Source organism: Qipengyuania sp. SM2512 (assembly GCF_054954005.1).
Map to the genome: position 1 here is coordinate 2,685,315 of NZ_CM143134.1, position 25,782 is coordinate 2,711,096.

23 protein-coding genes and 1 tRNA gene are annotated in these 25,782 nt (G+C 65.4%); 3 read left to right on the plus strand and 21 right to left on the minus strand.

Going from position 1 to position 25,782, the window contains the following annotated elements; all coding sequences use genetic code 11:
- Window positions 1-11: 11 nt before the first annotated feature.
- From ACQ5J0_RS13365 to ACQ5J0_RS13405, 9 genes are all read right to left on the minus strand, one after another.
- Window positions 12-182 (minus strand): hypothetical protein, encoded by a 171-nt coding sequence (locus ACQ5J0_RS13365; protein WP_462568031.1) that lies wholly within the window; start codon window positions 180-182, stop codon window positions 12-14.
- A complete protein-coding gene (locus ACQ5J0_RS13370; protein WP_462568032.1) occupies window positions 179-946 on the minus strand; it encodes an MBL fold metallo-hydrolase in 768 nt (255 codons plus the stop codon). The genes ACQ5J0_RS13365 and ACQ5J0_RS13370 overlap by 4 nt, the downstream gene beginning before the upstream one ends.
- Window positions 943-1,719, minus strand: a complete 777-nt coding sequence (locus ACQ5J0_RS13375; protein ID WP_462568034.1) for a TatD family hydrolase — start codon at window positions 1,717-1,719, stop codon at window positions 943-945. The genes ACQ5J0_RS13370 and ACQ5J0_RS13375 overlap by 4 nt, the downstream gene beginning before the upstream one ends.
- Window positions 1,719-3,275 (minus strand): methionine--tRNA ligase, encoded by a 1,557-nt coding sequence (gene metG / locus ACQ5J0_RS13380; RefSeq protein ID WP_462568035.1) that lies wholly within the window; start codon window positions 3,273-3,275, stop codon window positions 1,719-1,721. The genes ACQ5J0_RS13375 and metG overlap by 1 nt, the downstream gene beginning before the upstream one ends.
- Complete coding sequence (locus ACQ5J0_RS13385) at window positions 3,268-4,215, minus strand: DNA polymerase III subunit delta' (RefSeq protein WP_462568036.1); 948 nt, start codon at window positions 4,213-4,215, stop codon at window positions 3,268-3,270. The genes metG and ACQ5J0_RS13385 overlap by 8 nt, the downstream gene beginning before the upstream one ends.
- Complete coding sequence (tmk, locus tag ACQ5J0_RS13390; RefSeq protein WP_462568037.1) at window positions 4,212-4,856, minus strand: dTMP kinase; 645 nt, start codon at window positions 4,854-4,856, stop codon at window positions 4,212-4,214. Before tmk ends, ACQ5J0_RS13385 begins: the two co-directional genes overlap by 4 nt.
- Window positions 4,853-5,971, minus strand: coding sequence for a D-alanyl-D-alanine carboxypeptidase family protein (locus tag ACQ5J0_RS13395; protein WP_462568038.1), 1,119 nt, complete (start codon window positions 5,969-5,971; stop codon window positions 4,853-4,855). The genes tmk and ACQ5J0_RS13395 overlap by 4 nt, the downstream gene beginning before the upstream one ends.
- Before the next feature lie 68 nt (window positions 5,972-6,039).
- Window positions 6,040-7,044, minus strand: a complete 1,005-nt coding sequence (locus ACQ5J0_RS13400; protein WP_462568039.1) for a septal ring lytic transglycosylase RlpA family protein — start codon at window positions 7,042-7,044, stop codon at window positions 6,040-6,042.
- On the minus strand, window positions 7,028-8,062 hold the full coding sequence (locus ACQ5J0_RS13405; RefSeq protein ID WP_462568040.1) for a lytic murein transglycosylase: 1,035 nt from the start codon (window positions 8,060-8,062) through the stop codon (window positions 7,028-7,030). Before ACQ5J0_RS13405 ends, ACQ5J0_RS13400 begins: the two co-directional genes overlap by 17 nt.
- Window positions 8,063-8,207: 145 nt before the next feature.
- On the opposite strand from ACQ5J0_RS13405, the gene ACQ5J0_RS13410 reads away from it, so the two are divergent.
- Window positions 8,208-8,295: transfer RNA gene (locus tag ACQ5J0_RS13410), tRNA-Ser, on the plus strand.
- A 141-nt stretch (window positions 8,296-8,436) separates the two neighbouring features.
- On the opposite strand, the gene ACQ5J0_RS13415 is transcribed toward ACQ5J0_RS13410, so the two are convergent.
- The 6 genes from ACQ5J0_RS13415 to ACQ5J0_RS13440 form a co-directional block, all read right to left on the minus strand.
- Complete coding sequence (locus ACQ5J0_RS13415; RefSeq protein WP_462568041.1) at window positions 8,437-9,345, minus strand: glycoside hydrolase family 16 protein; 909 nt, start codon at window positions 9,343-9,345, stop codon at window positions 8,437-8,439.
- A 25-nt stretch (window positions 9,346-9,370) separates the two neighbouring features.
- Window positions 9,371-10,663: a sugar MFS transporter gene (locus ACQ5J0_RS13420; RefSeq protein WP_462568042.1), complete on the minus strand. Its 1,293-nt coding sequence runs from the start codon at window positions 10,661-10,663 to the stop codon at window positions 9,371-9,373.
- 84 nt (window positions 10,664-10,747) lie between these two features.
- Window positions 10,748-13,123, minus strand: coding sequence for a glycoside hydrolase family 3 protein (locus ACQ5J0_RS13425; protein WP_462568043.1), 2,376 nt, complete (start codon window positions 13,121-13,123; stop codon window positions 10,748-10,750).
- A gap of 81 nt (window positions 13,124-13,204) precedes the next feature.
- Window positions 13,205-14,401, minus strand: coding sequence for an MFS transporter (locus ACQ5J0_RS13430; RefSeq protein WP_462568045.1), 1,197 nt, complete (start codon window positions 14,399-14,401; stop codon window positions 13,205-13,207).
- The gene (locus ACQ5J0_RS13435) at window positions 14,388-15,449 is read right to left on the minus strand and encodes a LacI family DNA-binding transcriptional regulator (protein WP_462568046.1); all 1,062 of its coding nucleotides are present in this window, start codon (window positions 15,447-15,449) and stop codon (window positions 14,388-14,390) included. Before ACQ5J0_RS13435 ends, ACQ5J0_RS13430 begins: the two co-directional genes overlap by 14 nt.
- Window positions 15,450-15,611: 162 nt before the next feature.
- Window positions 15,612-18,764 carry a TonB-dependent receptor gene (locus ACQ5J0_RS13440; RefSeq protein WP_462568047.1) on the minus strand — a complete coding sequence of 1,051 codons (3,153 nt, stop codon included), beginning with the start codon at window positions 18,762-18,764 and terminating at the stop codon, window positions 15,612-15,614.
- Window positions 18,765-18,970: 206 nt separating this feature from the next.
- Between ACQ5J0_RS13440 and ACQ5J0_RS13445 the strand changes: the two genes are divergently transcribed.
- Entirely contained in the window at window positions 18,971-20,479 is a 1,509-nt protein-coding gene (locus ACQ5J0_RS13445) for a tryptophan halogenase family protein (protein WP_462568048.1), read from the plus strand.
- Window positions 20,480-20,510: 31 nt separating this feature from the next.
- Here ACQ5J0_RS13445 and ACQ5J0_RS13450 read toward each other — a convergent pair whose 3' ends face one another.
- The 5 genes from ACQ5J0_RS13450 to ACQ5J0_RS13470 all read right to left on the minus strand — a co-directional run bounded on the left by ACQ5J0_RS13450 (window position 20,511) and on the right by ACQ5J0_RS13470 (window position 24,579).
- Window positions 20,511-20,684, minus strand: a complete 174-nt coding sequence (locus ACQ5J0_RS13450) for a hypothetical protein (RefSeq protein WP_462568049.1) — start codon at window positions 20,682-20,684, stop codon at window positions 20,511-20,513.
- A gap of 97 nt (window positions 20,685-20,781) precedes the next feature.
- Complete coding sequence (lpdA, locus tag ACQ5J0_RS13455) at window positions 20,782-22,191, minus strand: dihydrolipoyl dehydrogenase (RefSeq protein ID WP_462568050.1); 1,410 nt, start codon at window positions 22,189-22,191, stop codon at window positions 20,782-20,784.
- Between the two features lie 122 nt (window positions 22,192-22,313).
- Window positions 22,314-22,742, minus strand: a complete 429-nt coding sequence (locus ACQ5J0_RS13460; protein WP_462568051.1) for an acyl-CoA thioesterase — start codon at window positions 22,740-22,742, stop codon at window positions 22,314-22,316.
- The gene (locus ACQ5J0_RS13465) at window positions 22,739-23,245 is read right to left on the minus strand and encodes a hypothetical protein (RefSeq protein WP_462568053.1); all 507 of its coding nucleotides are present in this window, start codon (window positions 23,243-23,245) and stop codon (window positions 22,739-22,741) included. The genes ACQ5J0_RS13460 and ACQ5J0_RS13465 overlap by 4 nt, the downstream gene beginning before the upstream one ends.
- Window positions 23,242-24,579 carry a pyruvate dehydrogenase complex dihydrolipoamide acetyltransferase gene (locus ACQ5J0_RS13470; RefSeq protein ID WP_462568054.1) on the minus strand — a complete coding sequence of 446 codons (1,338 nt, stop codon included), beginning with the start codon at window positions 24,577-24,579 and terminating at the stop codon, window positions 23,242-23,244. Before ACQ5J0_RS13470 ends, ACQ5J0_RS13465 begins: the two co-directional genes overlap by 4 nt.
- 168 nt (window positions 24,580-24,747) lie before the next feature.
- Between ACQ5J0_RS13470 and ACQ5J0_RS13475 the strand changes: the two genes are divergently transcribed.
- A complete protein-coding gene (locus ACQ5J0_RS13475) occupies window positions 24,748-25,200 on the plus strand; it encodes a universal stress protein (protein ID WP_462568056.1) in 453 nt (150 codons plus the stop codon).
- Window positions 25,201-25,224: 24 nt separating this feature from the next.
- Here ACQ5J0_RS13475 and ACQ5J0_RS13480 read toward each other — a convergent pair whose 3' ends face one another.
- Window positions 25,225-25,740, minus strand: a complete 516-nt coding sequence (locus tag ACQ5J0_RS13480) for a peroxiredoxin-like family protein (protein ID WP_462568057.1) — start codon at window positions 25,738-25,740, stop codon at window positions 25,225-25,227.
- Window positions 25,741-25,782 lie beyond the last annotated feature (42 nt).

Consider the following 25,782-nt stretch of genomic DNA (forward strand, 5'->3'; position numbering starts at 1 on the left):
GAGGAAGGGGGTCATCCTTCGATCAGGCTGATGAACAGCACCACGATCGCGAAGATCGCCGCCCAGGCCAAGGCCATCACGATGCCCTTTTTGAGCGAGAACCGATGCGCCGACAGCGCGCTCACCGCCAGCACCAGAAAACCTACCAGCGAGATGATCGAGACGATGTCGAATTCGCTCACGCGACCAGCTCCAGCCCGTCGTAGCCAACGATCACGCGCTTGGGCACTTCCTCCGACAGCGCGCGATAATCCATGCTCTTGTCGAGATGCGTCAGCACGGTCTTCTTCGCCTTGGTCTTCGAAGCCAGCTCCAGCGCCAGGCCCAGGCTGGCATGCGTGGGATGCGGCGCGCGGCGCAGGCAATCGCTCACCAGCAGATCGACCCCGGCGAAGCACGACAGCATCTGCGGGGTGATCTCGCTGTAATCGGTGGCATAGACCAGCGACGCGCCATCGGCCTCGAGCCGGAACCCGGTGCTGTGCGTCGGCCCATGCGGCATCTCGACCCATTCGAGCGAGAAGCCGGCGACCAGCCGCTGGTCGCGCAGGTCGGAGAGCTCGATCAGCGTCGGATAGCCATGCTGGCCCTCGAAGACGTAGTCGAACCGCTTGCGCAGCTTGCTCGCCGTCTTGGGATCGGCAAAGCCCGGCAGCGCATTGCTGCGGTCGTAACGCATCACGCGCAGATCATCGATCCCGTGGCAATGATCGGCGTGATCATGCGTCCACAGCACCGCGTCGACGCGGTCGATCTGGTTGGCGAGCAATTGCTGGCGCAGATCGGTCGAGGTGTCGATCAGGATCCGCTGCCCGGCGTCGTTCTCGACCAGGATCGAGACGCGGGTGCGGCGGTTGCGCGGTTCCGCTGGGTCGCATTCGCCCCAGTCGTTGCCGATCCGCGGCACCCCGGTGGAGGTCCCCGAGCCGAGCATCAGCAGCTTCATGCGATTGCCTTCGCGAACAAAGCGTGAAAATTGCGCGTGGTGGTCTCGGCCAACTGTTCGAGGCTCTCGCCGCGCAGTTCCGCAAGGAAGGTCGCGGTGTCGCGGACGAAGCCGGGCTCGCAAGGCCTGCCGCGATGCGGCACGGGCGCGAGAAAGGGGCTGTCGGTCTCGACCAGCAGCCGGTCGGCCGGAACCGTCTTCGCCACTGCCTGCAGATCGCGCGCGTTCTTGAAGGTGACGATCCCCGAGATCGAGATCGACAGCCCGAGCGCCAGCACCTTCTCGCCGAATTCGGCCGAGGCGGTGAAGCAATGGATCAGCGCGGGGAAACCGCCCTTCCCCAGTTCGTCCTCGAGAATGGCGAGCGTGTCGTCCTCGGCGTCGCGGGTATGGATGATGACCGGCAGCTGCACCTCGCGCGCCACCGCGATATGCAGTCGGAAGAGGCGCTGCTGCGCCGCACGATCCGAATGCTCGTAATAATAGTCGAGCCCGGTCTCGCCGATCCCGATGACCCGCGGGTTGTCGGTGGCTTCGCGCAGCTGCGCCTCCGTGAGATCCTGGTGATCGTCGGCGTGATGCGGATGGATACCGACGCTGGCGTAAACGTCGGGCTCGCGTTCGGCGGTGGCTACGACCTGACCCCATTCAGAGCGCTTGGTCGAGATGTTGAGGAATGTCTTCACTCCGGCGGCGCGCGCGCGGTCGAGCACCGCCGCCTGATCCTCGACCAGACCCTTATATTCCAGATGGCAGTGGCTATCGACCAGCATCAGGCGGCCTCGGTTGCGAGTTCGAGCCGCGGAAACATCGGCTCGGGCTTGGCGATGACGTGTCCGGCCGCGACCAGCGCATCGTACCAGCCCGCGTTGTCGAGATCGGCATAACTGCGATCGCTATCGGGAATCCCGAGCATGTCGAGCACCGCGCCAGCGCGGGTCGGGATCACGGGCTGGATCGCCAGTGCGAGATCGCGGATGGCAATCACCAGCGTCAGCAGCACCGCCTCCATCCGCTCCGGATCGGTCTTCTTGAGCGCCCAGGGGGCCTGCTCGTCGACATATTGGTTGCAGGCCCAGACTGCCTGCATCCAGGCCTCGATCCCCTGGCTGAAATCGAGCGCCTCGAACCGTTCTGGCAGGCTTTCGCCGCAGGATTTGCGCACCGTCGCGAGCAGCGCCCGGTCGGCGTCGGCCTGGGAAAAAGCCCGCAACGCGCCGTCCAGATTCTTGTGCACCATCGACAAGGCGCGCTGCACCAGATTTCCGAAGCTGTTGGCGAGCTCGGCGTTGCAGCGCGCCACGATCGCCTCGGCCGAATAGCTGCCATCCTGCCCAAAAGCGACTTCGCGCATCAGGAAATAGCGCAAATTGTCGACCCCGAAATTCTCCGCCAGCGCCAGCGGGTCGGTGACATTGCCGAGCGACTTGGATTCCTTCTGCCCCCGGTTGAGGATAAAGCCGTGGCCGAATACCTTGCGCGGCGGCGGCAGGTCGGCGCTCATCAGGAAGGCGGGCCAGTAGACCGTGTGGAAGCGGACGATGTCCTTGCCGATCAGATGCAGGCTGGCCGGCCAGAACCGGCGCCAGTCGTCGGTGTCCTCGGGATAGCCGAGCCCGGTCAGGTAATTGGTCAGCGCATCGACCCAGACATACATGACGTGTTCGTCGCTGCCCGGGACCTTGACCCCCCAGTCGAAGCTGGTGCGGCTGACCGAGAGATCGCGCAGTCCGCCCTCGACGAAGGCGATCATCTCGTTGCGGCGGCTCTCGGGCTCGAGAAAGCCCGGGGTCCGCAGCAGTTCGAGCAATTTTTCCTGATAGTTCGACAGGCGGAAGAACCAGCTCTCCTCGACGGTCCACTCGACCGGCGTACCCTGCGGTGACAGCTTCTCCCCGCCCTCGGTCTCGGTCAGTTCGCTGGCGTCGTAATAGGCCTCGTCGCGGATCGAGTACCAGCCTTCGTAGCGGTCGAGATAGAGATCGCCCTTGGCCTCCATCGCGCGCCAGATCGCCTGGCTCGCGCGGTGGTGATCGTCCTCGACCGTCCGAATGAAGCGGTCGTAGGAAATCTCAAGTGCGTCATCCATCGCTCTGAAATATCCCGACATTTCATCGGCCAGCGCGCGCGGGGTGCGGTCCTGCTCGGCGGCCTTGCGCGCCATTTTGAGCCCGTGCTCGTCGGTGCCGGTCTGGAACCGGACCTCGCGGCCGCGCAACCGCTGGAAGCGCGCGATGACATCGGCGCCGATCGCCTCATAGGCGTGGCCGATGTGCGGGCGACCGTTGGGATAGTTGATCGCCGTGGTAATATAGAAGGGCTCAGCCATGGGGGCCTCCGCTAGACTGCGCCGCGCCCGCGAGCAAGGTGCCGATTTCCATCACCAGCAGCCCCGGATCGTAATTATAGGTCGGCATCTCGCCCGAGAGGCGCACGAGTTCGGCATGCGCGGCGATCCGCGCGGGCAGGCGCTGGCGGTCGAGATCGGTCAGGCCCTCGTCGAGGATCGAGCGCGCCAGTTCGAGCACTGCTTCGAGCCGGGCGCGATCGGGCCGGTTGCCGATGGCCGACACCAGTTCGCCGCGCAGGGTGAATTCGGGATCGCCCTGCTGTGCGATCAGGTGCAGGATTTGCGCCACGGGTCCCAGCCCGAGTTCGACGAAGGCCAGCGCCCGCCCCGGCGATCCCGCTGCAGCGGTGAGCGCGGCGGCGCGGGTGGCCTCGTTCGCGTCGGGGGCCAGCGCGGCCAGAAGGTCTGCAATCTCGCGATCCGCGAGCGCGTGGAACCGCAGCGTCCGGCAGCGCGACCGGATCGTCGGCAGCAGTTTCGCAGGGCGATGGCTCACCAGCAGGAAAAAGGTGCCCACCGGCGGCTCTTCCAGGCTCTTGAGCAGCGCGTTGGAGGCGTTGCGTTCCATGTCGTCGGCCGGATCGACGATGATCGCGCGGCGCTCGCCCATCGTCGGCCGGGTGTTGAGCCGCTGCTGCATCGCGCGGACTTGCCCGATGGTGATGTTGCGCTTGATCTCGAAGGGCTTGCCCTCGTCTCGCTTGCGCTCCTCCTTGTCGTCCTTGGGCAGATGCGTGAGGACATGGATGTCGGGATGGTGCTCGGCGGTCGGATCCGCCCCCACAAGCTCGCGTGCCGCAGCGTGCGCGAAGTGCATTTTCCCCAGCCCCGACTTGCCCGCCAGCAGCCAGGCGTGATGCATTCGCTCGCCCGCCATGGCATCGCGCCATGCCGACCAGGCGGCGTCGTGGCCGATCATGCGCGCGAACCCTTGGCGAGCAGCGGTTCGAGCGCAGCGAGGATGCGTGCATGGACCAAGTCCACCGAGCCCTCGCCATCGATCACCGCGAAGCGCGCAGGCTCTGCCGCGGCGAATTCGACGAAAGCGGCATTGACGCGGGAATGATAGCTATCGCCGCGCCCGCCGATCGCATCGGAGACCGCGCCGTCGCGCGCGGACAGCCGCGCCGCCGCGGTGGCGTCCCCCACCGCAATCACCAGCGTCAGATCGGGCAGGAGACCTTCACTGCCCAGCTCGTGAAGCGAGCGGACCAGCTCGTCGCCCAGCAATCCGGCCCCGCCCTGATAGGCGCGGCTGGAATCGAGAAAGCGGTCGCAGACGACCCAACGGCCTTCGGCGAGCGCGGGGCGAATCAGCCGCTCGACATGGTCCGAGCGCGCGGCGGCGAAGAGCAGCGCCTCGGCGCGCATCCCCCAGCCCTCACCCGGCGGATGGAGCAGCAGCGCGCGGATCGCTTCGGCACCAGGCGTCCCGCCCGGTTCGCGGGTGAGCACGGCATCGATCCCGCGCCGTTCGAGCTCGGCGGCCAGCAGCTGCGCCTGCGTCGACTTGCCGGTCCCTTCCCCGCCCTCAAGCGCGATGAACGACCCGCGGCTCACGCGACCCATCCGCGCAGCCCGTTGAACACCCGCCGCAGGAGGTTCGCCTCGAGGATGGTTTGGGTCGCGACCAGCGGCACCGAATTGACCTGTTCGCCATCGACGCTGACCAGCAGCCGCGCCACTTCCTCGCCCTGCGCGATCGGTGCGCGCAAGGGACCTTCGTAGCGAATGGTCAAATCGATCCCGGCCTCCCGGTCGCGCGGGAGCGACAGCCGGACCGGAGCCTGCGCCGCCAGCGGCACCGCACTCGCGTTGCCATCCTGCACCCGCGCTTCGGCGATCGGCTCGTCCTTTTCGAACAGCCGGATGCTGGCGAAATTGGCGAAGCCCCATTCGATCAGGTCTTGCGAGGCCTCGTTGCGCGCCCGCCCGCTGGGGCTGGCGGCAACAACCATGATCAGCCGTCGCCCGTTGCGCTCGGCGCTGCCGAGAAAGCCGTAGCCCGCCTGATTGGTGAAGCCGGTCTTGATGCCGTCCGCGCCTGCGACGCTGCCGGTTATCGGATCGTGGTTGCGCTGGGTGATGCCGTTGTATTCCAGCCCCGTCGCCCCGAAGTAATGGCGGTATTTGCTCGGATGGTGGCGCACTATCGCGCTGCCCATCGTCACCAGGTCCCGCCCGGTGGTGAAGGTCCTGCCTTCGTCCATCCACCCATTGGGCGTATTGAAATGGCTGTCGTGCATCCCGTATTTGGCGGCGACCGCGTTCATTCCGGCGAGCCATTGCCGCACCGATCCTGCCGCCCCTTCGGCCAGTACTACCGAGGCGTCATTGCCCGAGACCGTGGTGATGCCATGCAGCAGTTCATCGACCGTCACCCTGGCGTCGTGGGGCAGATACATGGTCGAGCCGACCCGGCTCCAGCGCCGGAACGTCTCGGGCCGGACGGTCATCACCTGCTCCGGGAACAGCCGCTGATCTTCGATCATCTCGAAAGCCAGCAGCGTGGTCATCACCTTGGTGATCGAGGCGGGCATGAACCGCCGGTCGCTCTCGCGCGCGAACAGCGTCTGCCCGCTCGACAGATCGACCAGCAGCGCAATCGGTGCGTCCTGCGCGCCGGGAGGGCGCGGGGCATCTTTCAGCGGTGCCGGGCTTGCAGCGCCCAGCATGACGGCTGCAAAGCAAAGTGCGAGGGTTCGGATCAAATCTGCTCCCGCCCCCGGGAGCGCCCGGCGGCTTATCTCAGCGTGACTATCTGCGCGTCGCTATAACCGGCACCGCGCACCTTGGCGAGCGCGTCGGCGGCCTGTCCCCGGGTGGCATAGGGGCCCGCGCGGACGCGCCACAGCCTGCCGACCCGTTCGTGGTAGCCGCCGATTCTCCGCACGACCCGTTCGGCCGCCGCCTGCGTCGAATAGGCCCCGGCTTGAACCGCGTAATTGCCCTCCGCCGCCGGTTCCGGAGCGGAGGCGGGCGCCGCGACAGGTGCAGGAGCGATTGCCGCCGCAGCGCCCGTCGCCGCCACCGTGCCGCCCGTGACTTCGTCCTCGGGTTCGACCCGCGTCGACGGTACTCCGGTGGTGGGATCGACCGAACGGATCGCTGCCGCGGTGCCTTCCCCTAGCGCTGCCGTTTCCTCGCCTTCGCTGCGGGTCAGCGAGACCGAGCCCACTGCGGGAAGCTTGCGCTTGAGCACATCGAGCAGGCCGGGCGGCGTTTCCATCCGCAGGCTCGCCGCGCGGTTCGCGCGCAGTTCGGCGCGTTCCTCCTCGGGCGGATTGACCCGGCGAACGCGCACCGGCGTGCCTTCCCCGACGCCAAGCTGGGCGCGGGCATCGGGCGACAAGGCGATGAGCCGCGCATTGGTCATCGGACCGCGGCGTTCGACACGGACCAGTATCGTCCGGCCGCTCTCGAGCGAGGTGACCTCGACATAGCTGGGGAGCGGGAGCGTACGGTGCGCGGCGCTGATCCCCGATGCCCCCGGTTCGCCGAGCGTCGCATAGCCGACCTCGTCGTAATTAAGGACATCGACCGGCGTGTGGGTGATGCCGTCGATGGTGAAAGGCTCGCCGACAACCACCGGATAATCCGCCTGCGGGCCGGTCTGCGCGCCTTGACCGGTGCCCCCGGACGGCGGGGGTGCGCTCTCGACCGCACCGGCACCGGGCACGCAGGAAGCGAGCGCGAAGCCCAGGACGATCGAACCGAAGCGGATCGTATGTTTAACGGTTAATCTCATCTGCCAGCAAACCCACACTCATGGCGTAGTAATTGGAGCAATTGTATTCGAGGATAACCCGATAATTTGACGTTAACAGCCAGGCCGGCGTGCCCGGTCCATCGGGCTGGAACAGCGAGACCAGCGTGGTTTCCGCGAGTGGCCGCAACGGCTGCACGCCAAGCTCACGCCATTCGGCGACGGTCTTGAACTGGCTGTGGCGCTCGTGCACCCGGGCACAGACCGGAGCGACGAGCTCGGTGCTTACGGAGGCGGTATCGAAACCGCGCGGCACCGAAGCGCTCACGCCCCAGGGCTGCCCGGTCCGCCAGCCGGCATCGCGGAAGTAGTTGGCGATCGAGGCCAGGGTGTCGGCGCGGTTGGTGAAGATGTTGGCGGCCCCGTCGCCGTCGCCATCGGCGGCAAGACGCAGATAGACGCTCGGCAGGAATTGCGGATTTCCGAAAGCACCGGCCCAGCTGCCTTGCAGCTCGGACCGCGAATAGCCGCGATCGGCGACCTTGAGAAGCGCAAGGAACTCGCCTTCGAACAGGTTGCGGCGACGCCCTTCCCAGGCCAGGGTGGCCAAGGCTTGCGAGAGGTCGAAGCCGCCGCGGACATTGCCATAGGCCGTCTCATGGCCCCAGATCGCGACCAGGATCTCGCCTGGCACGCCATATTCGCGTTCGATCGCGCTCAGGGTGCCGCGGGCGCTGGCATATTCGCGGCGGCCCGGCCCGATCCGCGCCTGATCCACATGGCGCGCGATGTAGTCGGACAGCGGCGGATAGCCCGAGCTGGTCGGCGATCCGGGTTGCGCCTGGTCGAGTTCGATCACCCGGCGATTGGGCTCGAGACCGGCGGACATCCGCGCGATGGTCCCCTCGCTGACCCCCTGCGCCCGCGCTTTCGCCATCAGCAATTGCACATAGGAATCGAAGGACATGTCCTGCGCAAAGGCAGGCTGGGCGGCGAAGATCGCCGCAGCGATGGCGATCGACTTGCTCAACCGGTTGAGCATGGCACGTTTGAATATCATGAGCGCTCCCTCGCACATCGCCAATGAACGCGATATGTCTTGCGGGTCCTATCCACCACGCGCGGGCTTGTTCCGGTGGAGAGCCAGGATAGCACGCGTCAGGACGTGACAATCCCGCGCCCGCCCATTAACGGCGGCAGCGAGCGGACAGGTGGCAGAGTGGTCGAATGCACCGGTCTTGAAAACCGGCGATGCGCAAGCATCCGTGGGTTCGAATCCCACCCTGTCCGCCAAGATGCTGCCTCCCACCTTCACCGTTGACCGAATGGCAGCAGCGCTTTTGTGAATTTCCGGGGTGCCATCCCTTCGCGCGAAGCTGTTTGCAAAAACGCGGCTTGGCGGTCGAGCCTCAGGCCGCGCATTGGCCGCGAAAGCTATTCGGATCGCTTGGCGATGCCATTGTGCTGGTAAACCCGAACCCAGTCGACCTCCATCGCGATCTCGTCGTTCTTGATGCGATCGGCTGTATCGGCCGGGAGCCCCTTGTAGGGTTCGGAAATGCCGTTGGTCTTGAACGGATAGACCCCGCCGACGGCGAAGTTCAGGATGATGTGCTTGGGTGTGTCGAACCGCCACTCGCCATAATGTTCGACCATCGGGCGAGTGACGCGGTAGGTCAGGCGGCCATCGATCTTGAACAGGATTTGATCCGCAGTCCAGTCGACCTCGTATTCGTGCCAGTCGGTGACGTCGATGCCGGGCTCGAAGAAATACTTGTTCACCAGCGGTGTCTCGCCCGAATAGCCGGGGCCGTGGAGCGCGACCCCTATCCAGTCCGCCTCGCCCACATACTCCATGATGTCGATCTCGCCGGTCTCGGGCCAGGTGCCGTTGCCGAGCAGCCAGAAAGCGGGCCAGACCCCGACCGCGTCGGGCATCCGGATCCGCGCGACGGCCCGGCCGTTGGTGAAGTCGAATTTGTCCTCGGTGGTGATTCGACCGGAGACGAAATCGGCCTCGCGCCCGGTGGGCGTCTCGAAGCCTTCGCGGAAACGCGGTTGCAGGACCAGGACGCCGCTGTCCGCCCCCTCGACGCTCCCCGCGGGCGCGAAGCGGATCGTCTCGGGCGAATCGATATAGGCCTGCTCTTCTTCATTGACCCAGAAGTCAGGACCGATGGTGTTCCACTTCGACCGGTCGAGCGCGGGCGCATCGAATTCGTCGGCGAACACCAGCCGCTCGGTCTGGTCTACCTGCGCCGAGACGGAGGCGGGCGTGCCGACGCAGCCCATGGCCATCGCCGAGGTGGCAGCGGCGAACATCGCAGATTTGGTCCTGGCCATAATTGGTCCTCCGTATTGCTTCGTGTCAGGCCGGGCGGCGGGCGAAGATCCCGAAACCCGCGATGATAGCGTAGCAGGCGATCGGCAGGATCATCGCCACGGCCAGGCTCCCGCTGACGTCCGCGATCATGCCGTAGAGCAGCGGGACGACCGCACCGCCGAAGATCGCGACGTTGATGATGCCCGATCCATCGGCTGCCCGCGATCCAAGCTTTTCGCAGGCGAGCGAGAAGATCGTCGGAAACATGATCGAGTTCATCAGCCCGACCGCCAGGAGGCTGTAGGCGGCGGTTTCGCCCGAGGTCATGGTGCTGACGACAATGAGCAGGATCGCACCCGCTGCATTGAAGGCGAGGATCTTGCCTGGCGAGAACATGCGCAGCACCGCCGAGCCGATGAACCGTCCGACCATCGCCCCGCCCCAGTAGAGGCCGATCATCCAGCCGACGACGCTCTCTGGCTGCCCCAGGACGCGGTCCTGCGCGAGATAGTTGATGATGATCGAGCCGATCGAGACCTCGGCGCCGACATAGAGGAAGATGCACAGCGCGCCGTAGCCGAAGCGGCTGCGTTTCAGGAGGTCGAGGCCGGCGAGACCGGACGATGCCTCGTGCTTCTCCCCCTTCAGCCGGTCGCGGAAAATCCATACGGCCAGGGCGACGAGTGCGATCAGGATGGCCACGCCGAGATAGCCCTGCCAGATCGCCTCGCTTTCCGCCTGTCGATACGCCTGCAATTGCGCGCCCGAGAGCTGGTGGGCGCTGATGGCGGCGAGGCTGCCGAGAATGACCGTGGCGCCGACGATCGGAAAGACCGTCGTCCCGAGAGAGTTGAACGCCTGCGCAAAGGTCAGCCGGCTGTGCGCGGTCTTCTGCGGCCCGATCAGCGAGATCAAGGGGTTGGCGACGACCTGCACGATCACGACGCCGCTTGCGAGCACGAACAGCGCCAGCAGGAACAGGGCATAGGTCGCGTTCTGGCTGGCGGGAATGAACAGCAGGCAGCCGATCATCATCGTCAGGAGACCCGCCACCGCGCCGCGCATATAGCCGATCCTCTTGACCAGCTTGGCGCCCGGGATGCCGATGATCAGATAGGCGGCGAAGAAGCAGAACTGCACCAGCATCGCCTGCGTGTAGTTGAGCGTGAACAGCTCCTTGAGCTTGGGGATCAGCACATCGTTGAGCGAGGTGATGCCGCCGAAGATGAAGAACAGTCCGAAGACGAAATATTGCAAACCGGGGGCATCGATGTGGCTGCCCTCCGCCTCCACCGGGTTCGGATCGGTGCTCGATGCGGCGTCAGGTGCCAGTGCCATGGTTCATTATCCTCCCCAGATCGGCCTCTCCGGGCCGCGTATTCAGAAATGTCGCTCGTCGCCGCTCTTCGCCGGTTCCCCGGACTAGAACGAGCACTGCGTATCGTCGGGTAGATCCTGCCGCGCGATGCCGGCGATGCGGATCGTCAGCGGCGCTTGCGAGGAAATCGCGAGGCTGTCGCGCGGTCCATCGGTGCATTGCTCGGTCACGATCATCTCGCGCCAGTCCTTGCCCTCGGCATGGGCGAGCTGGCTGGTGATGTCGATTGCGGTTTCGCCGACCCGCAGCACGACCGGCGCGGTCGGGCGGCGGTCGATGGCGTAGCGGATGCGGTAATCGCCCCCGCCCTGCCCCGACTGCGCCAATGACAGCGTCGCCACTGCTGCGAAGGTGATTTCGCGCGCATCTTCCTGGCGCTGATTGTCGATCCCGCGCGCGACTATCCCGTTCGCTTCCCCGCGCAGGTTGGGCAGATCGGTTTCCCCGGCGCGCGCCACGATGCCGCGACCCAGCCGTCCGTTGACGAACCACTCGGTCGCACCGCTTCCGGCGAGAAAACCGCAGGTCTCGTCGAGCTGCCGCAGCGCAGACGTGTCGGACAGCGAGCGTCCGTAGCCGAGCGCGAACAGCGCCCCTTGCGCATCATTGACCGGCGTTCCAGCGCAGCCCTCGGGCCAGCTGAACGACAAACGCCCGGTGGCTTCCTGCTTGCCGAACAGGATGTCCGCCACGCCGGCGCCTTCGCCGCCCGGAAGCCACGCGGCCACGAAAGCGTCCGCGGCATTGAGTTCGCGGTTCATCCACATCGGCCGGCCCGAAAGGAACACCGCTACGGCCGGGATCCCCTCGGCATCGAACTTGCGGAGCAGCTCGAGGCCCTCCTCGTTGGCAAGGACCAGATTCTTCCGGTCTCCCGCAAATTCGGCGTAGGGCTCCTCGCCGAACACGACGACCGCAACATCGGGCTTGTCCGCATAGCTGCCGTCGGTTGAGAGCTTGGCGGTTCCACCAGCGGCTTCGGCCGCCTGTTGCAATCCGGACCAGATCGAGGTCGCGCCGGGGAAATAGTCGTTGGTCAGCTCGCGGCCGCCTTGCCAGGTCAGGGTCCAGCCGCCGGCCGCCTGGGCGATGCTGTCTGCGGCCACACCGGCAACGAGGATGTCCTGCCCGCTTCCGAGCGGGAGAATGCCGTCGTTCTTCAGCACCACCTGCGATTTGGCGACGGCTTCGCGCGCGATCGCGCGATGTTCCGGCGAGCCGAGCTTGTCGAAGGCCCCGCCATTTGCCCGCGCCGAAGGCTTGCGTGCATCGGCATCCAGCAGGCCGGCCCGCATTTTCATCCGCAGGACCCGTCCGACGGCGGTGTCTAGCGTCGCCATCGGAATGGTGCCATCGCGAACCTGCGCGACGAGATTGTCCATCAACCCCTTCCAGTCGTCCGGGACCATGTAGATGTCGAGCCCTGCCAGCAGGGACTGCGGGCAGTCGGTGACGGTGCATCCGGCAACCTGACCATGTCCGTTCCAGTCGCCGACGACGACGCCGTCGAACTTCATCTCGTCGCGCAGCACGCCGGTCAGCATGGCTTCGTGGCCGTGCATCTTGCGCCCGTTGACCGAGTTGAAGCTCGCCATGATCGACTGCACGCCGGCGTCGATAGCCGCAGGATAGGGTGCGGCATGGATCGCCTTGAGCGCATCGATATCGCCGTTGACGTCCCCCTGGTCGACACCCTGATCGGTGCCTCCATCGCCGAAGAAGTGCTTGGCGGTGGAAATCACACGGCCTTGGCCGAGAAATTCGCTCGACGATTTGCGGCCCTGCAGCCCTTCGACCAGAGCCGCACCCAGCCTGGCGGTGAGCCGGGGATCCTCCGAATAGCTCTCATACGCCCGCCCCCAGCGATCGTCGCGCGCGACCGCCACTGTCGGAGAGAAGTTCCAGTCGATGCCGGTGACCTCGATTTCCACGGCGGTCGCTTCGCCGATACGCCGGACGAGATCGGCGTCGCCCGTGGCCCCAAGCCCGATATTGTGCGGGAAGATCGTCGCGCCGACCACATTGGTGTGTCCGTGGACGGCGTCGGTCCCCCAGATGGTGGGGATCGCGGGCTCATCACCCGGCAGCGGAGCGGTCGAGGCGTCCCACATCTCGTCGGCAAGCTTGAGCCATTGCGGTGCAGGCGCATATTCGTCGCCGTAAGGACCGCCGTTTCCGCCGTTGAGATAGCTGCCGAAGCGGTAGCGGCGCATGTCCTCGGGGGTGAAGGAATTGATCTGCGGCTGGATGAGCTGGGCGACCTTGCGCTCCAGGCTCATACGCGCGAGCAGGTCGGCCACGCGCGCATCTTCATTCGTCTCGGGCGCGATCGCGGGCGCAGCCGCCGTCCCGATCGGCTCCACGGAAGCGCAGGCCGATACAGCCAGTCCGGCAACCGCCGCCAACAACCACGCCTTCATACCTATCCCCTCTCGCGTTCCCCATTGTTGGGAACGTTATCAATGCGATTGATTGCATGTCGAATGGGTGAAATCAAGCGACTAGATGTGTTCGATCGCGACAAGCAGCGCGCAAGACACCATGGCGAGAGCCGCCAGCAGCAGAAACAGCGCGTCGAAGCCGAAAAGGGGAACCAGCGCCAGCGTGAGCCATGGCATCACCAGCGACGGTACGGTGTTCGTGAGATTGAAGAACCCCAGGTCGCGGCCGCGCGTTTGCGGCCGCGGGAGGATCCGCAAGGTCTGGCTCGAATGGAGCGACAGGAACACCCCCATCGCGAGGCCGAACACCGCATAGCCGGCAATCCCGGTCACGAGATCGACGGAGAACGCCATGATGAGCAGGCCCAGCGAGCCCAGACAGGCGCAGATCACCAGCGGTCTGATCGGCCGGTTGGAGCGATCCGACCAGCGCCCGGCCAGCATTGCCAGCGGCACGGACAAGGCGAGGACCGCCGCGAAGATGGTCGCGGTATCGTTGTCGCCGAAACCATCCTCGATCGACTGCAACCAGTACAAGAGATAGGCGAACAGCGCCGCCTCGGCGATCTGCACCAGCAGGCGCGCGAGCCACATGTTGGCGACCTTGCGGCTGGTTCGCCGCGGTCTCTCGCGGACCTCGCGATCGGCGACCATGAGCTGGGGCATTGCGCGCGGGCGGCCCAGCACGAGGACCGGTACCACCATGGCGAAGACCATGAGCGCGACGAGCACCAGCCGCGTATCGGGACCCGCAAAGCCTGGCCAGGTCACCAGCGCACCCGACAGGGCTCCGAGCGCGGGCGAGAAGGACAGCAAGCCGCCCAGCAGACCTTTCTGCCGATCGGGGACGCAATCTCCCGCCCAGGCCGCCAGCGGCGCCAGCATCATGTTGAGCGCGATCTGCCACACCACGATCAAACCGATCAGACTGACGCTGTCCTCGGCCTCGCGCATCCCGACGAGCAGGCTTCCGGAAAGGATCAGCCCGCCGATTATCCATGGGGTCCGGCGCTGTGTGCGGTCGCTAAGCCAGCCGAAGCCGATATTGGCCAGGCTCGCCGCGATGGCCCCGGCGAAAGCGGCGTAGGCGAGAGTGGAAATCTCGTCCCCCGCACTCACGGTCTGAACGCGGACGGGCAGCAGGATCGTCAGGAAGGGGACGTAGGCCACTGCCCCCCCGGCTGCCGCGAGCGCGTAGAGCAGCAGGAAACGAAGCGACTGGCGCTCCGCCCCTGAGGTTGCCTCAGCGCTGTCCACGCGCAGGGGCGGGGCCGCTCGAACCGCGCACCACCAGCTCGCCGGTGAGGATCACCGGTTCGTCGGGCGAAGGTGCCTTGCGGCTGTCGATCAGCAGTTCGACGGCGCGCGACGCGGTGGCGGCGATCGGTTGATCGACGGCGGTCAGCGGCGGGTCGGTAAACCGGACGATAGGCGAATTGTCGAAGCTCACCAGCGACAGATCGCGCGGGACATCGATGCCCAGCTCGCGGGCGACCTCGAGCGCGGCGAGCGTCATCTGATCGCTGCTGCAGATCAACGCGGTCGGGCGGTCGGGCAGAGCGAGCAGTTTGCGGGCTGCCTGTTTGCCGGTCTCGAAGCCGAAATCGCCGCGCTCGCAGAGGTCGCCCGTCGGATGGCCCGCCTCGTCCATGGCGGCCTGCCATCCGTCGATTCGCCGGTTCGCCAGGCTGAACTCGGGGGGGCCGGCAACGAACCCGATCCGCCGATGGCCGTGATCGAGCAGGTGCTGCGTCGCCAGGCGCGCGTTGGCGGTGTCGCCCATGGTGATGGCGATGCCCGGCCCCTCCTGCCGCGATCCGATCCGCGCGAAAGGAATGTGTGTGGCCGCCAGAAAGCTCGTGATCAGCGGGTTTTCCGAGTGTGGAGGCGTCAGGATCACGCCGTCGGGCTGCAGCGCCGCGATGGCCCCGCCGAGTTCGCGCTCGACGTGATCGCTATGGGTGTCGACCAGTTCGATCAGCATCCGGTATCCGCGCTCCGCGCAGGTCAACATACCGCCCAGCAGCATCTGGTCGACCCAGTCGCGCCCTTCCCGCGCTTTCCAGTCGGCGATCGTGCGCTCGCGGTCGTTGATCGCGAGGATCAGATAGGATCGCGAACCGCTCATCCGCTGGGCCGCGATCGAAGGGACGTAGCCGAGGCGGTCGATGCTGGCCTGCACCTTTTCCGCCATCGCGGGGCGGACGTTGGGTTCCTTGTTGATGACGCGGCTGACGGTCTGCAGCGACACGCCCGCATCCGCAGCGACGTGCTTGATCGTGACTGCCTGACGCCGTCTCGCCATCTTTCAGTTCTTGTTCTTCATGCAGTTGGGGTCGCTAGCGCGCTCCGGCAGACAGTGCCAGACCTTGCAGCCCGCGGGAATCGCGGCGCCTTCCGCCCGAACGGCAAGCGGACCGGTGGCACCGCACCGGCCCGCTTGTGTTTCGGGGCTTCGAGCAGCCGATCAGAAATCGAACCGCGCGAGGAAGGTGAAGCGGCGATCGTTCCGGAAAGCTGATCGCGTGAGACGGGTGCCGTCGAAGTCGATCACCTGGGTGGTGCGGGTGACTGCGTCGAGCAGGTTGACACCCTGCACGCCCAGCTTGATCCCGTCGGTCACCGCGTAGAAGAACGATGCGTCCAGCTGCCCGGTGGACTCCTGCCAGATCGGCGAGAACGGGAAGATGTCGTCGCGCGGGGTGATCAGGAAATCCGAACGCCAGTTGTACGCCACCCGTGTGGAAATCGGCCCCTTCTCATAGAAGAGCGTCGCGTTCACCGTATGCTCCGAAACACCCTGAAGCGGCTGCCGCGCCGCGAAATTGCTGCGGTTGCCGAGGATATCGGGATTGGAGAAGTCCCCGGCATCGACATAGGTATAGGTCAGCTGCGTTCCGAACCCGCTGAGGAGGCCAGGCAGGAAGTCGTAGGATTGCTGATAGGCGAGTTCGAATCCCTTGAGCGTCCCCCCCTGCTCATTGTCGGGCTGGTTGAACTCGACCGCGATGTCACCGGTTTGGCTGGGAACGTCGAGAATGTTCACGCCGCCGCTGACGATCCCCGACAGATCCTTGAGGAAGCCCGCCAGCGTGAGCGATCCGACGCTGTTGAAGTACCATTCGAGCGACAGGTCGTAATTCCAGGATTCGGTCGCCTGGATATCGCGATTGCCGGTGGAAAGCTGGAACAGGGGACCCGTTTCAAGAGTGCCCCCGGAGAGCAGGTCCCCCGTATTGTCGGCAATGGTGCCGCCCGACCTGAAGACCCCCAGATCGGGGCGCGAGATGCCTTTCGAAACCGCGGCCCGCAGCAGCAGACCATCGCCGAACTCCAGCTTCGCGTTGAAGCTCGGCAGCCAATGGTCGAAAGTGATGTCGCGGTTATCGAAGATCACTTCGCCGGTGTAGGCTGCGGCGAATTGCGCAAGCCGGGCGTCGGAGAGCTGGCAGTAGCCGATCTGCGCGGTCGGGTTGGGATTGTTGGCGCAGGAGGATCGTATCTCGGAAACCTGGACGATCCCGTCGCCATTCGCGGCCGAATTGTTGGCGGGATTGTCGAAATCGGCCGGATTGGGCAACGCGATCACCCCGCCGCTCTTCACGGTGGTTTGGACGTAGCGCACCCCGAAATTGCCTTCGAGCGCCCAGCCATTGTCGAAGTCGAGGCCGTAGTCGAACCGGGCGTAGGCAGCCGCCGTCAGTTCCTCGACATCTGAAATCTGGTCCGGAGTAAAGCCGTCCGGCATTGGCGTCCATCGTTCAGGCAGGAACTCGGGGAAGCTGAATGCAGCGATCGCCTCGCCCTGCGCAATGGTGGTTCCATCCAGATACTCACCGATGAAGTCATCGCCACCGAAGAAAAAGCCGCCGCCGTTCTGGATGGGTGTCGGCGCATTGCCGCGCTGGAAATTGTCCGCAAACGGGGTGCGGTAAGCAGATGCGTCGGGGAAATCGTTCGGATACGCGCCGCCGCCGCCGCCGTAGACCTGATTGTTGCTGCTCCAATTGCCGTTGCGGCCGGTCCAAGGCGCCCCGAGCGATCCCCAATTCTGGAAATTGGTATCGCGCGTAGTCCGGCTGCGTTCCGCCCAGCGGGTTCCGAACGCAGCGCGCTTGATGAAACCAGTGTCGCTGACATCGTAATCGACATCGAAGCGGACGCTGTCGAGCGTGCCTTCGTTGCGCGCCTTGCTGTCGAGCAGGAACCAGTAATAGGTGTAGGCGGGATCGTCGTAGATGCCATCGGGAGCCCCGATCGGCGTGACGAACTGGACCTGCGGCGTGGCGCCCGTGTTGTCGATCATCAGATCGGAGAAGGTGTTCATCGCCCCGATGATCGAATCCTGACGCAGGTCGGAGCTGATGTGCTGAAGTTCGAAATTGAGCCTGAGGCGGTCGGTCGCCTCGAACTGCGCATCGAACGAGATATCCTCGGTCTTCGCCACGGTGTTGCGCTGGAAGCGGGCGAGTTCGGTCGGCAGGCCGCCCCAGGGCGAAGCGCTGGAATCGCCGGTGATCTGGGTGAGGGTCCCGGTCTGGAAGACGCCGTTCTCGTCGAAGGCCCAATCGGTTCCGGCCCGCCGGATCGGGAAGCCCGCATCATTGTTGACGAGAGCCTGGATGAAATACTCATCGGTGAAGAACTGGGTTTCCGCCCGCAGATACTCGACCGCCGCCAGCAGGCGTCCATCGCCGCTTTCGAATTGGCCGACTGCGGAAAAGGCCTCGCGATCGCGCTCCAGATCGGTGGTGCGCACACCCGCCCCCTTGGGCACGATCACCGTGCCGGCGGGGGGGAAGTTGCTTTCATCGAAATTGACGTCTCCCAGCCCGGCCGAGCTGACGTCCTGAACGCGAACGCAGGGGGTATCCAGACCGGCATCCCGGTAGCAGGGGTCCTGCAACTGCGAAGCATCGGTCCGGCTGACAAGCTCGGACTTTGCATAGCCGAGCTGGAGACCGAAGACGCTGCCGCCGCCCGTGGTCCAGGTGTTCGAGATGATTCCCGAGTAGCCGGGCGACCATTCCTTCGCCAGATCGCCGTAATTCACTTCGATCGAACCGGCGATGTTGAGGCCGGGGTTATCGAGCGGCTTGCGCGTCACCAGATTGACGGTGCCGGCGATCCCGCCATCGATCATGTCGGCCGTGGTGTTCTTGTAGACCTCGACGCGGCCGAGGAGCTCGGGCGACACATCGTTGAACGACAGCACCCGGCCACCGGTGGCGGAGAAGATGTCGCGGCCGTTGAGTTCGGAGCGAACGTAGGGAAGCCCGCGAATGACGACGCCGGTGCCTTCCACCGAGAAGCGGTCGGGATCGGAGGTCTTCTCGAACCGGCCGATGTTGACGCCCGGAACGCGCTGCAGCGCCTCGGCCACCGAGCGATCGGCGAGCGCGCCGATATCTTCCGCGGTGATGACGTCGACGACGGTATCAGCGCTGCGTTTGATTTGCTGCGCGGATTCGAGTGAGGCGCGAAAGCCGGTGACCACGATCACGTCATCGGCAACCGGCGCTTCGGCGGCGGCGGCGGTTTCTTCCTCGTCGATCGGCGGCGCTTCCTGCGCCAGGGCGGGATGCGACGCGATCAGCGCCAGTCCCGATGCGGTCGTCAATACGGCGACGCGGCTAGCCGCACGCGCAATTCCGGTAGGTTTCCGAGACATGTATCCTCCCCTGGCACAATTTTTTTCGGCGAACGACTCCGCCTTTTTTTTGTCATCTACCGTTTGTTGTGAGCGTTCACAAGGGCTAGTATGAACGTTCACAATTTTTCCGCGATAGACTGGCACCGGTCTGGGAAAGGTGGCAGTGAGATTGGATGGCTGTTCGAAAAATCGTCGTCGTCGGGGGCGGAACCGCAGGCTGGATGGCCGCCGCCGCCCTGTCCCGTCTGAAGACCGGTAATGCGATCGACATCGAACTGGTCGAATCCGAGCAGATCGGCACCGTCGGCGTGGGCGAGGCGACGATCCCGCCCTTCGTCGAATTCAACGGCCTGCTCGAGATCGACGAGCAGGAGATGCTGGCGGCAACGCAGGGTTCGTTCAAGCTCGGCATTCAGTTCGTGAACTGGGGCAATCTCGGCGAGAGCTATATCCACCCCTTCGGCGCCTACGGGTATGAGATCGGCGGCGTGTCGTTTCAACACATCTGGCACCGGCTCCGCCAGAGCGGCGACAAGCGGCCGATCCAGGTGTTCAGCCTCGAGACGATGGCCGCCTATTTCGGCAAGTTCGCCCGCACCGAGGACTACCGCAGCGACGATCTTCCCCCGACGAATTACGCCTATCACCTCGACGCCACCCGCTACGCGGCGTTCCTGCGCGGCTATGCGGAAAAGCGCGGCGTGGTTCGGCGCGAAGGCAAGGTCGCGGACGTCACGCTCGATGGCGAGTCCGGCTATGTGACCTCCGTCACCATGGAAAATGGCGATACGGTCGCCGGCGACCTGTTCATCGATTGCTCGGGCTTTCGCGGCCTGCTGATCGAGCAGGCGCTCGAGACCGGATACGAGGACTGGCGGCAATACCTGCCCTGCGACCGCGCCGTCGCGCTGCCATGCAAGCGCGAGGATGGCAGCGCGCCGCCACCTGTCACGCGCGCGACAGCGCACAGTGCCGGATGGCAATGGCAGGTTCCGCTGCAGCACCGCAACGGCAACGGCCACGTCTACTGCAGCGAATATATGAGCGACGAGGAGGCGCATGAGGTCCTCGTCCGCAACATCGCGGGCAAGCCGCAGGCGGATCCCAATTTCCTGCGGTTCGTGACCGGCCGCCGAAAGAAATTCTGGAACAAGAACGTCGTCGCGCTTGGCCTGTCCGCAGGCTTCATGGAGCCGCTGGAATCCACCTCGATCCATCTGGTCAGCTCCGGCATCAGCAAGCTCATTTCGCTGCTATCGCTCGACGGGATCACTCAGGCGCAGGAAGATGCGTTCAATCGCCTAACGGGCAAGGAATATACGCGCATTCGCGATTTCCTGGTGCTTCACTACCACGCGACGAACCGCACCGACTCCGATTTCTGGAACCACTGCCGGACGATGGAGGTGCCCGATAGTCTCGCCGAAAAGATCGAACTGTTCCGCACCAATGGGCAGATTTTCCGCGAAGAGGACGAGCTGTTCACGGAGACCAGCTGGGCCGCGGTGATGATGGGCCAGGGCATCGCCATGGGAGGACACAACCCGATGGCCGATACGATCGGCGCGCCCGCGCTCCTGAGGGAAGTTGGCGAGATCGAGAAATCCATTAAATTCCTCGTCCAGCAGATGCCGACGCATGCGGATTATCTCGCCAAATATTGCCCCGGCGAGCCGATATAACGGCCCCCGGCCCCTCCGGCCCGGCTCCCCCTTATTTCTTCTTGTTGACCAGGGACTGGTTGCGCCGGTCCTCGGCCGGATAGTCCTGCGCCTTTACGCTCGACTGGTTCTTGAGCGCACTGTGATCCTCCACGATGCCGCCATCGCGGTCGCCCAGGTTCTCGTCCTCTTCGCCCTGCGGGTCGTCGTCGATCTCGTATTCCATCTTCGGTCTCCTCGGAGGATCAACCGACGAGGAGGCGAACCGGCGCACGCGCTAACGACGAAGCGAAGAGCTGGTGCGCCAAAACGCGAAGCTGGCCTCAGATATGCAGCGCGCGGTCGTAGGCGGCGAGCACGCTCTCGTGCATCATCTCCGACAGTGTCGGGTGCGGGAAGATCGTCTGCATCAGTTCGGCCTCGGTGGTCTCGAGCTGCTTGCCCACGGTGTAGCCCTGGATCAGCTCGGTGACCTCGGCGCCGATCATATGTGCGCCGAGCAGTTCGCCGGTCTTGGCGTCGAACACCGTTTTGACGAAGCCCTCTGCCTCGCCGAGCGCGATGGCCTTGCCATTGCCGATGAAGGGAAAGCTGCCGACCCTTACCTCGTGCCCGGCGTCCTTCGCCTTCGCCTCGGTCAGGCCGACGCTGGCGATCTGCGGGTGGCAATAGGTGCAGCCCGGGATGTTGGCGCGGTCGAGCGGGTGCGGCGCGACCTGCTTGTTGCCGAGCTCCTGCGCGATCGCCTCGGCGGCGGTGACGCCCTCGTGGCTGGCCTTGTGCGCCAGCCAGGGTCCGGGGGTGCAGTCGCCGATCGCCCACAGGCCCTTGGACTCGGTGCGGCCATAGGGATCGATTTGGATGAAGCCGCGATCCATCTCGGCGAGCTTTTCCAGCCCGATATCTTCGGTGTTGGGAACGATGCCCACCGCGACGATCACATGGCTGAACTCGGTTGTCTCGAGCTTGCCGTCGCTGCCCTTGATCTTCGCCGTGACGCCCTTGGCCCCAACCGCGAGATTCTCGACACCGGCTCCGGTCTTGATCGCAATACCCTGTTTGCTCAGCGCTTTCTGAAGGAAGGCCGAAACCTCCTCGTCCTCGACCGGGACCACCCGGTCGAGCATCTCGACCACGGTCACCTCGGCACCCATGTCGTTGTAGAAGCTCGCGAATTCGATCCCGATCGCGCCCGAGCCGATCACCAGCAGCTTGCTCGGCATCTCGCTCGGCGTCATCGCATGGCGATAGGTCCAGATGCGCTTGCCATCCGATTTGGCGAAAGGCAGCTCGCGCGCCCGCGCGCCAGTGGCGACGATGACATGCTTGGCTTCGAGCTTCTCTTCACCCTTGTCGCTCTTGACCGTCAGCGATGTCGGACCGGTCAGTCTGCCCTCGCCCATATAGACGGTGATCTTGTTCTTCTTCATCAGGTGCGTAACGCCCTGATTGAGCTGCTTGGCCACTCCGCGGCTGCGCTTGACCACCGCGTCGAGATCGGCCTCGATCTCCTTGGCCTTGAGCCCGTAATCGCCCGCATTCTGCATACAGTGGAAGATCTCGGCCGAGCGCAGCAGCGCCTTGGTCGGAATGCAGCCCCAGTTGAGGCATATCCCGCCAAGCAGTTCGCGCTCGACGATAGCGGTCTTGAGCCCGAGCTGCGCCGCGCGGATTGCCGCGACATAGCCGCCCGGCCCGCTCCCCAGCACGATCAGATCGTATTTCTCAGCCATGCGAACCCTGTGTGTTGCTGTGTCCGGCGCGCGCGAAAGCCCCAGAAGGACGCGACGCTGCGGCGGAGTGGTTGTGAATTATGCCTCGACTACGGCGCATCGGCACCCCTGTAGGAAAGCGCTCAGGCATCGTTCTGCGCCCCGGCACCTGCCTTCTCGCGCCGCGGCAGTGCGGCCTCGGCGGAGAGCCGCACCGGTCGCGGGCGATCCTCATCGTCGAGCAGGACGAATTTGAACGTCCCCTCGGCGACGCGGGTGGTCGCCTCGCCATTGCGATCGCGCGCGATCGCCTCGGCGGCGACGGTCATCGAGGTCTGGCCGACAGCGGCGATCTCGCAATAGACCGAGAGCTCGTCGCCCACCGCCATCGCGCCGGGAAAGGCGAAATCGCTCGCCGAGACGACCACGGCCTTGCCCTGCCCCTCGCGGCTGGCGAGCGCGCCCGCGCCCAGCGCCATCTGGCTCATCAGCCAGCCGCCGAACACCCCGCCATAGGGGTTGGTGTCGGCGGGCATGGCGGTGACGCGGATCAGGGGAATGCGTTCGGTCATGATTGGCTTCCCATCAGGCGGATATATTCCTCACGGACCCAGCCGGTTCGGCAGGGACCCTCGTAATTGCGTGCGCTGGGAACCGGCGAGCCGGTGCCGCAATCGAGCAGTTCCTCGATCTCTTCGCCTTCTTCTGCCACGGCAGGCGGAGGCGGATAGACGATGCCGATCCAGCCGCCGACCTTCTGGCACATGGCAACGCCGGTTCCCGCGGCCAGTTGGTCGACTTCCGCCGCGCTTCCTGCGGGAGCGGCGCGCACGGTCAGCGTGTCCTCGCCGCGCGGATTGAAGCTGGTGACTTCGCCGTAGCTGGCGCAGGCCGCGAAGCGCCGCCCGTCGAACCCGATCTGCACCGGGCGCTCGTCGACCACGGCGGCTTCCTCGGCGGATTGCAAATCGTATGTGCGCGGCTCGCCCGGGTCGTTTTGGTAGTCGCAGGCGGCGAGCAGAAGCGCGAAGCCGCAGAGGAAAGCCACCGTGTGCGAGGAACGTCTTTCGTTCAAACCACCAGCCCCATCGGGTTTTCGCACAGGGTCTTGAAGGCTTCCATCAACTGCGCGCCGTCAGCGCCGTCGATGGCGCGGTGGTCGAAGCTGCCGCTCGCGGTCATCACCGTGGCGATCTGGAGCGCGCCGTCGACCACATAGGGCCGCGGTTCGCCCGCTCCCACCGCCATGATCATGCCTTGCGGCGGATTGATCACCGCGTCGAACTGCTTGATCCCGAACATCCCCAGATTGGACAGGCTGGCGGTGCCGCCCTGATATTCATGCGGCTGCAATTTGCCCTCGCGCGCCTTCTCGGCCAGCGCTTTCATCGTGGTGCTGATCGAAGCGAGCCCGCGGGTGTCGGCCTCGGTGACGATCGGGGTGATCAGTCCGCTTGGCGCCGCGACCGCGACCGAGACATCGGCGCGGCTGTATTTGTGGATCGTCTCGCCCTGGAAGCTGACGTTGCACTGCGGCACGCGCATCAGCGCGCGCGCCAGCGCCTTGATCAGCAGATCGTTGACCGACAGCTTGATCCCGTCGGCCTCGAGGCCGGCATTGAGCTGTTTGCGCAGGTCGAGCAGCGCGTCGAGCCGGACATCGACCGCGAGATAGTAATGCGGGACTTGCTGCTTGCTCTCGGTGAGCCGCCGCGCGATGATCTTGCGCACGCTGGAGAGCTTTTCCTCCTCATAGGGAGCGCCGTATTCGCTCTCGGCGGGAGTCTTCGAAGGCGTCCGCGGGGGCGCCATCTCGGCGGTGGCTTCGTCGCGCGGTTTTGCGGGCGCGGCGGTGTCCGCCTGGGCGCTCTCGACATCGGCTTTGACGATGCGGCCATTGGGGCCGCTGCCGGTTACGCCCACAAGGTCGATACCTTGCTGCTCGGCGATGCGCTTGGCCAGCGGGCTGGCGATGATGCGATCGCCCGAGGGCTTGGGTGCGGCTTCGGAAGCGGGTTTGGGCTCCGGCTCGGCCCCGGATTGCTCGTCCGAAGCCTCCGCGTCGCCATCCGCTGGTTCTGATCCTGTCGAAGCAGCGGGAGTATCCTTGCCTTTGTCGGGAGAAACCGCGGGCGCATCCGCTTTCGCCACCGCGTCCACATCCTCGCCCTCTTCGGCGAGCATGGCGATCACGGTGCCGACCTTGACCCCCTCGCTGCCTTCCTCGACCGCGATCGAGGCGAGAACGCCCTCGTCCACCGCCTCGAATTCCATCGTCGCCTTGTCGGTCTCGATCTCGGCCATGATGTCGCCCGAGCGAACCGTGTCGCCCGGCTTGACCAGCCATTTGGCGAGCGTGCCTTCCTCCATGGTCGGCGACAGGGCGGGCATCTTGATGGCGATCGGCATGGGGTTTGGCGCGTCCTCGCAGCGGTCGGGCAGGGGTCGGAATATGGTGGCGCACCTCTGGCCAATTTGGCCGCTTCCCGCAAGGTTCTTGCGAACACCGGGTTTATCCCGGATACCCGCTTGCAAGAGACCCGGCCCAGGATCGGGCGGGGGTCGGAGAGAGATTACATGCGCAAATACCTTGTCGTCATGGACGAGACCGAGGAGGCCAAGAGCGCGCTGCGCTTCGCCAGCCACCGCGCCGCGCAGACCGGCGGATCGGTGCATATTCTGGCGCTGGTGCCGCGGCAGAATTTCAACGCCTTCGGCGGGGTGCAGGCGACCATCGAGCAGGAAGCGCGCGAGCGCGCCGAAGTCATGGCCAATTCCGCCGCGGGCAATATCTTCGCAGAGAGCGGCAAGATGCCGCAGATCGCGGTGCGGCTGGGGGATCCGGAAGCGATCGTGCGCGACTACCTGACCGAGCGCGAGGATATCGCGGCGCTGGTGCTGGGTGCAAGCGCCGAGGGCGGACCCGGCCCGCTGGTGAGCCATTTCTCCGCGCATGCGGGCACGCTGCCCTGCCCGCTCTACATCATTCCCGGCGGCCTCGACCGCGAGGCGCTCGACCGGCTGGCGTGAGCCGCACCTGCGCCGCCGCACCGCTCAGGTGAGCGTGCCGCGCGCGGGGTAATCCTTCTCGGCAATGATATCGATGCCCTCGAGCAATTGATCGAGATCGGGCCGGGTGAAGGGCGCGCTCTGCACGACCTCGAAATGCACCGAACGGTCGGGCTTGAGCAGGAACAGGCCGGGCTCGGAAAAGACCTCCGGCTCCTCGCTGTCGGGCCGCGCCTGCGACAGGAACAGCCCCCATTCGCGTGCTTGCTCCTCGCTCAGCGAATGCGCCAGCGGCAAGTCGTGCGTGTCCCACTCGTCATGCGCGGTCGCGGCGCGCTCGGGCGAATCCATCGAGACCGCGAAGACATTGACCCCGCGGCCGGTGAACTCGTCCAGCCGTCCGCCCAGTTCGGTGAGGTATCGCTTGCAGATCGGGCAGTGGCTGCCGCGATAGAAGACCAGCATCGTGAAGGCCTCGGGCCGCTGGTCGGACAGCACGAAGCGGGCCTTGATGGTCAGCGGGAGGTCGAGGTCGGGGGCAGTCGAGCCGTGGGTCAGCATGGGGGGCCATCTCCTTCCCCCATCCAATGAGCGCGGCCCGGC